This is a genomic window from Kitasatospora sp. NPDC057738, from assembly GCF_042798815.1.
GTDB classification, from domain to species: domain Bacteria; phylum Actinomycetota; class Actinomycetes; order Streptomycetales; family Streptomycetaceae; genus Kitasatospora; species Kitasatospora lactacystinica.
On record NZ_JBHVJT010000008.1, the window covers coordinates 36,173 to 43,151 of the forward strand.

General features: G+C 76.0%; 5 protein-coding genes. All 5 read left to right on the forward strand.

Annotated elements, in window-relative coordinates; translation table 11 throughout:
- Positions 1 to 117 precede the first annotated feature (117 nt).
- The 5 genes from aroA (at position 118) to ACFVGO_RS06440 (ending at position 6,759) form a co-directional block, all read left to right on the forward strand.
- Positions 118 to 1,365, forward strand: coding sequence for a 3-phosphoshikimate 1-carboxyvinyltransferase (gene aroA, locus ACFVGO_RS06420; protein WP_380630969.1), 1,248 nt, complete (start codon positions 118 to 120; stop codon positions 1,363 to 1,365).
- Positions 1,366 to 1,494: 129 nt separating this feature from the next.
- On the forward strand, positions 1,495 to 2,541 hold the full coding sequence (locus ACFVGO_RS06425) for an RNA ligase family protein (RefSeq protein WP_380630970.1): 1,047 nt from the start codon (positions 1,495 to 1,497) through the stop codon (positions 2,539 to 2,541).
- Between the two features lie 213 nt (positions 2,542 to 2,754).
- Positions 2,755 to 3,807, forward strand: a complete 1,053-nt coding sequence (locus ACFVGO_RS06430; RefSeq protein WP_380358149.1) for an alpha/beta hydrolase — start codon at positions 2,755 to 2,757, stop codon at positions 3,805 to 3,807.
- Positions 3,808 to 4,078: 271 nt separating this feature from the next.
- On the forward strand, positions 4,079 to 4,990 hold the full coding sequence (locus ACFVGO_RS06435) for a diiron oxygenase (protein WP_359913609.1): 912 nt from the start codon (positions 4,079 to 4,081) through the stop codon (positions 4,988 to 4,990).
- A 59-nt stretch (positions 4,991 to 5,049) separates the two neighbouring features.
- On the forward strand, positions 5,050 to 6,759 hold the full coding sequence (locus ACFVGO_RS06440; RefSeq protein ID WP_380630971.1) for an FAD-dependent oxidoreductase: 1,710 nt from the start codon (positions 5,050 to 5,052) through the stop codon (positions 6,757 to 6,759).
- Positions 6,760 to 6,979: the final 220 nt, after the last annotated feature.

Sequence of the window (6,979 nt, forward strand, 5' to 3'; positions counted from 1 at the left end):
GCCCCCGTCACCGTCCAGTCCGTGGAAGGCCGGCGAACGCGGCGGCCGGGTGGGGCAGGATCGGGCCCGACGTCACCGGAGACGCCTGTTCGGACACTCGTGTTGGGAGAGCCTGCCGTGACCGCTGTGGAGATCCCGGGATCCAAGTCCATCACCGCCCGGGCCCTGTTCCTGGCCGCCGCCGCCGAGGGCGTGACCACCCTGCGCCGCCCGCTGTCCTCGGACGACACCGAGGGCTTCGTGCAGGGCCTGGACACCCTCGGGTACCGGATCGAACGGACGGCCGACACCTGGCGGGTGGAGGGCCGCCCGTCCGGGCCCGCCGTGCCGGACGCCGAGGTGTACTGCCGGGACGGCGCCACCACCGCGCGCTTCCTGCCCACCCTCGCCGCCGCTGGCCGCGGCACCTACCGCTTCGACGCCTCCGCCCAGATGCGCCGCCGCCCGGTCGCCCCGCTCACCCGGGCGCTGCGCGAGCTGGGCGTGGACCTGCGGCACGAGGGGGCCGAGGGGCACCACCCGCTGACGGTCGTCGCCGACGGCGTCCGCGGCGGTGAACTCACCCTGGACGCCGGGCAGTCCTCGCAGTACCTGACCGCGCTGCTGCTGCTCGGCCCGCTCACCCGGGACGGCCTGCGGATCACCGTCACCCGGCTGGTCTCCGCCCCGTACATCGGCATCACCCTGGCGATGATGCGCGACTTCGGGGTCGAGGTGAAGCGGGAACGGACCCCCGCCGGCGAGGTGTTCGAGGTGCCCGCCGGCGGCTACCGGGCCGCCGACCACCCGATCGAACCGGACGCCTCCACCGCCAGCTACTTCTTCGCCGCCGCCGCCCTGGCCGGCCGCGAGGTCACCGTCCCGGGCCTCGGCCGGAACACGCTCCAGGGCGACCTGCGGTTCGTGGACGTGCTGCGGCGGATGGGCGCCCGGGTGGACGTCGGCGGCGACCGCACGACCGTGGCCGGCGACGGCCCGCTCGGCGGAATCACCGTCAACATGCGGGACGTCTCCGACACCATGCCCACGCTCGCGGCCATCGCCCCGTTCGCCACCGGCCCGGTGCGGATCGAGGACGTCCACAACACCCGGGTCAAGGAGTGCGACCGGCTGGAGGCCTGCGCCGACAACCTGCGCGCGATGGGCATCACCGTGGCCACCGGGGACGACTGGATCGAGATCCGGCCCGGCACCCCGCGCCCGGCCGAGATCACCACCCACTCCGACCACCGGATCGTGATGTCCTTCGCCGTCACCTCGCTGCGCACGCCCGGCATCACCTTCGACGACCCGGGCTGCGTGCGGAAGACCTTCCCGGGGTTCCACGAGGCCTTCGCGGAGCTGCGGGCGGCCTGGGGGATCTGACCCCCGCCGGCCGCGCGGCGCCCCGGCGCCGCCGGTCGCCCGCCGGAATCCCGGTCGCCCGCCGGAATCCCGGTTGCCCGCCGGAATCCCGGTTGCCGGGCGGCGGGCCCGGCGGCGAGGATGCCGTTCGTGTCCGAGACGGTTTTCGAGACGGAGTCAGACGGGCCCGAGCTGCGGCCCTACCCCAAGATCCCCGCGCGCGGCCGCTCCGGCGGGCCCGGCAGCCGGGAGTGGACCGCGGCCGAGAAGGTGCACGGGGCGCACTTCGCGGTGGTCTGCGAGGGCGGCTCGGTGCGGGCCGCGAAGCGGCGTGAACTGCTGGACGACGAGGGCCTGGACGCCTTCTTCGGCGTCAGCCGGATCTGGCCCGAACTGTCCGTCGCGGCGGCCAGGTTCGCCGCCGCGGTGCGCGGGACCCGGGACGGTGCCGCGGTGCGCGGGGACGGCGCCGCCGCGGTGACGATCTACGGGGAACTGGCCGGCGGCCGCTACCCGCACCCCGGGGTGCCCGCCGCCCCCGGGGTCGACCCGGTCCAGACCGGCGTCTGGTACGCCCCCGGCCTGCGCTGGCTGCCGTTCGACGCCACCGTCGAGACGCCCGAGGGCCGTCGGTGGATCGCCGACCGCACCCTGCGCACGGCCGCGCGGGCCGCCGGGCTCACCTGCGTGCCCCTGCTCGGGCACGGCCCCCTGACCACCCTGCACGACCTGCCGGTGCGCTACCCCACCCGGGTGCCCGCGCTGTTCGGCCTGCCCGAGCTGCCGGACAACCTCGCCGAGGGGTACGTCCTCAAACCCGCCGGCGAGTGGCACGAGTCCGGCCCGGCCCGTCCGCTGGTGAAGGTGAAGCAGCAGGCCTTCGCCGAGGACGACCGCTACGACGGCGCCCGCCCGTACCTCCCCCCGCCCCGGGGCGCGGCCGGCGTCCCGGCCTGGCTCCTCGTCCAGGCCTCCGCCCTGCTCACCCCCGCCCGGGCCGCGGCCGCCGTCAGCAAACTGGGGCCCCGTACGGTCGAGGACGCCGTGGCCGAGGAGATCGCGGCGGACGTGGCGGAGGAACTCGCCGAGGCCGTGGGCGGGTTGGAGGCGGACGTGCTGGCCGCACTGCGCCGGGCGCTCGCACCGGGCGCGCGCACGCTGGCGTCCTTCGACGCGCAGGACCGGCGCGGCGCCTGAGCGGGCGGGCCTGACGGCGCGCGGCGGGGTCGAGGGCGCGCGGCGGGGTCGAGGGCGCGCGGCGGGGTCGAGGGCGGGTTCAGGCAGTGTCCAGGAGGCTTCCACGTCCGGTGGGAGGGGCCCATCATGGGCTCCCGGTTCCGGCAGAACCGCCCCGACACCGACCCGCCACCGCCCGACACCGTTCCGGGCCGCCCTCAGGAGGCAGAAGAGATGACGATCCCACCGCCCGTCCGGATCCAGGCCGCCGTCGTCCGCGCCGCGTACGCCCTGCCGGAGGGCCTGCGGCGGGCCATCGCGGGCAAGCCGGTGGTCCGCGACGGGCAGACGCTCGCGCTGGACGCGCAGCTGATGCTCAAGCTCCAACGGCTGTCCGGGGCGGCCCTGGTGATGCCGGGCGGGGTCGGGTCGTCGCGGGCCGCGATGGAGCACGCGCGGCACCTGGTGGGCGGGCCGCAGGACCGTGCGGTGGCCGCGCGGAGCATCGGCATCCCGCGGGAGCACGGCGAACTGGCCGCCACGCTGTACACCCCGGACGGGCTGGCGACGGGCTCCGGCCTGCTGGTCTTCCTGCACGGCGGGGGCTGGGTGGTCGGCAGCCGGGCCAGCCACGACCACGTCGCCCGCTTCCTCGCCCGGCGGGCGCGGGTGCGGGTGCTGTCGGTGGAGTACCGGCTGGCGCCCGAGCACGTGTTCCCGGCGGCGGCCGAGGACGCGCTGGCCGCCCTCGACCACGCCCACGCCGAGGCGGCCGACCTGGGCGCGGACCCGGAGCGGATCGCGGTCGGCGGGGACAGCGCGGGCGGCAACCTGGCCGCCGTCGTCGCCCAGCAGGCCGTCCGGCGGGGCGGGCCCGCCCCGGTGTTCCAACTGCTGCTCTACCCGGCGACCGACGCCTCGGCCCGGCGCCCCTCGCGCGGGCTGTTCGCCGACGGGTTCTTCCTGACCGACGCGGACATGGACTGGTTCGCCGACCGCTACGCGCCCGCGCCCGCCGACCGCACCGACCCGCGGCTGTCGCCGCTGCTCGCCGAGGACCTGACCGGTCTGCCGCCCGCGTACATCGGCACCGCGGGCTTCGACCCGCTGCGCGACGAGGGCGAGGCGTACGCGCGGGCGCTGGAGGAGGCCGGGGTCGCGGTGCGGCTGAGCCGGCAGCCGGACCTCATCCACGGGTACGCCAACTACCTCGGCATCGGGGGCCGCTTCCGGGAGGCGACGGCCGAGGCGGCGGAGGCGCTGCGGCAGGCGATCGGCGAGGCGTAGCGCGTACGGCGCGGCGGCGCGGCCGGCGCAGCGGAGGGTACGGCGCAGCAGAGGGTACGGCGAAGGGCGGGCCCCGGCGGGCGGGTTCCGCCCTTCGGCGCGCGGTGGGACGCACCCGGGACGGACCCGGGATGGAAAGGGGGCGCGAACCGTACGCCCGCGCGCCGGGTCGTTGCCGCACAGGGGGTTCTCGGCGACCGGCTCTTATTGTACTGTCCGTCTAATAAGCGGGTGAGCGGGAGCCCGCGGAGACAGGCACCTGGAGGCAGCCATGGCGCTCACCCGGCAGACGGGGCACGGCCACACCGAGGCCGACGACGACGTCTCGAAGCGGCTGCTGGAGTCGGCCGCCACCCTCTCCTACGACCCCTCGACCGAGATCGACTGGGACGCCCCCCTCCCGGAGGACCACTACGGCCTCAACCCGGAGTGGAGCACCCTCTACGGCACCCGGCTGTGGGACGAGATGACCGAGCGGCAGCGGGTCGTGCTCACCCGGCACGAGGTCTGCTCGATCATGAACACCGGCATCTGGTTCGAGATGATCCTCCAGCAGATGGTGCTGCGCGACCAGTACCTCAGGAACCCCGCCGACGCCGCGTTCCAGTTCGCGCTCACCGAGATCGCCGACGAGTGCCGCCACTCGATCATGTTCGCCCGGGCCTGCGCCAGGATGGGCGTCCCCGCCTACCGTCCGCACAAGCTGATCGCCCAGGCCGGCCGCGCCTTCAAGGCGCTCGCCAAGGGCGAACTCGCCTACGGCGGCATCCTGGTGGCCGAAGAGGTGCTCGACGTCATGCAGCGCGACTGGATGCGCGGCGAGAACGTCCTGGAGATCGTCCGCGGCACCTCCCGGATCCACGTGGTCGAGGAGTCCCGGCACATGAAGTTCGCCCGGCAGGAGATCCGCGAACGGATGCGCCACGCGAGCCCCGCCCGCCGGCGCGCCTCCGCCACCGGCATCGCCGTGGGCGCGTACGTCATCGTCACCAGCATGGTGCACCCGGGCGTCTACAAGGCCGCCGGGCTCGACGTGCCGCGGGCGCTCGCCGAGGTGCGGGCCAGCGAGCACCGCAAGGCGATGATGCGCACCAGCTCCCGGCACCTGATGGCCTTCCTCGCCGAGACCGGACTGCTCACCAGCCGCTCGGCGGCCGTCTACCGCCGGGTGCACATGCTCTGACGGACCGTCGCCACCACGCCGCCCCATCCCCCCACGCGCAGCGAGGACCCCACCCGGCCATGGCCTACGCGATCACCCAGACCTGCTGCAACGACGCCTCGTGCGTGTCCGTCTGCCCGGTCAACTGCATCCACCCGACCCCGGACGAGCCGGAGTTCGGCACCACCGACATGCTGTACATCGACCCGCGGGCCTGCATCGACTGCGGCGCCTGCGCGGACGCCTGCCCGGTGGACGCGGTGTACCCGGTCGACCGGCTGCGCGGGCCCGACACCGTGTTCGGCGACCTCAACCGCGACTGGTTCCGCGACCACCCCAGCGACCACGCCTGGGGCGCGCCCAGCTTCCCGCGCAGCCTGCCGGACGAACTCGGCGCGCTGCGGATCGCGGTCGTCGGCACCGGCCCCTCCGCCGGGTACACCGCGCAGGAACTGCTGCGCGGCACCAGCGCCGAGATCACCATGATCGACCGGCTGCCGGTCACCGGCGGCCTGCTGCGGCACGGCGTCGCGCCCGACCACCAGTCCACCAAGCGGATCGCGGAGAGCTTCGCGAGCGTCTTCCGCGACCCCCGGCTGCGGATGCACCTCAACGTGGAGATCGGCACGGACCTCACCCACCAGGAGCTCGCCGCGCACCACCACGCGGTGGTGTACGCGGTCGGCGCGGCCGCCGACCGACGGCTCGGCGTCCCCGGCGAGGACCTGCCGGGCAGCCTGCCCGCGACCGCCTTCGTCCGCTGGTACAACGCCGAACCGACCGTGCCCGCCGACGCGGTGGAGCTGTCGGCCCAGCGCGTGGTGGTGATCGGCAACGGCAACGTCGCGGTGGACATCGCCCGCATCCTGCTCACCGACCCCGACCGGCTCGCCGCCACCGACATCGCCGACCACGCCCTGGCCGCGCTGCGCCGCAGCCGGGTCCGGGAGGTCGTGCTGCTCGCCCGGCGCGGGCCCGGACAGGCGGCGTGGACCAGGGCGGAGTTCCTGGCCCTGCGGCAGCTGCCGGGCGTCGAGGTGGTGGTCGAGGACCACCCGGAGGTGCGGGCGGCGATCGAGGCGGCCGGAGCGGAAGCGGGATCGGGATCGGGGTCCGGCGCGTGGTCGGTCACCGGGTCGGGCACGGCGGCGGGAGCGGGGCTGCTCGCCGGGCTGCCGCTGGTGCCGTTCGACGGGTCCGCGGAGCCCGGGCCGGGGCGGCGGATCGTGCTGCGGTTCCTGTCGGCGCCGGTCGAACTCTCCGGGGACGGGCGGGTCGAGGCCCTGACCGTCGAGCGGACCACCCCGACGGCGGACGGCCGGGTCCAGGGCACGGGGGCGAGGGACGTGCTCCGGGCCGGGCTGGTGGTGCGCTCGATCGGACACCGGGGCGTACCGCTGCCCGGGCTGCCGTTCGACGAGCGGGCCGGGACGGTCGCGCACCGGAACGGGCGGGTCGTCGACCCGGCGACCGGCCGGCCGCTGCCGGGGACGTACGTGGTGGGCTGGGCCAAGCGCGGGCCGTCCGGCGGGATCGGCGCCAACCGGGCCTGCGCGCGGGAGACCGTGGACGCGCTGCTGGACGACGCGGCCGCCCGGGCGCTGCCCGTCCCGGGGGCGGGCCGCAGGGACTTCGAGCGGCTGGTGCGCCGGCGGCGGCCGGACGCGGTGGGGCTGCGGGAGCTGCGGGCGGTGGAGCGCGCGGAACGCGAGCGGGGCGAGGCCGAGGGGCGGCCCCGGGTGAAGCTCGCCAGCGTGCCCGAGCTGCTGGCGGCGGGTCGGCGGCGGTAGCGGGAAGGACCCGGGGCCCGGGCGGGGAGCCCGGGAGCCTCGCCGGGAAGAACCCACGGGCCGTGCCGGGACAATGGGGAGGGCACGACGTGCGCAGGAAGTCGGGTGGGGCGAACTCCTTCGCACCCGGCCGCGCTCCTGAGGGGGGTGGCCCTCGGGGCACCGGGTTGCACCGACCGTGTCCCCGTGCGGGTGGGGGGCGTTGGGTGGGTTTGGGTGG

What these genes read in the sequence shown, in the direction of transcription:
- ACFVGO_RS06430 (WP_380358149.1), top strand. Translation starts at nt 2,755, where the DNA reads ATGACGATCCCACCGCCCGTCCGGATCCAGGCCGCCGTCGTCCGCGCC.
- ACFVGO_RS06435 (WP_359913609.1), top strand. Translation starts at nt 4,079, where the DNA reads ATGGCGCTCACCCGGCAGACGGGGCACGGCCACACCGAGGCCGACGAC.
- ACFVGO_RS06440 (WP_380630971.1), top strand. Translation starts at nt 5,050, where the DNA reads ATGGCCTACGCGATCACCCAGACCTGCTGCAACGACGCCTCGTGCGTG.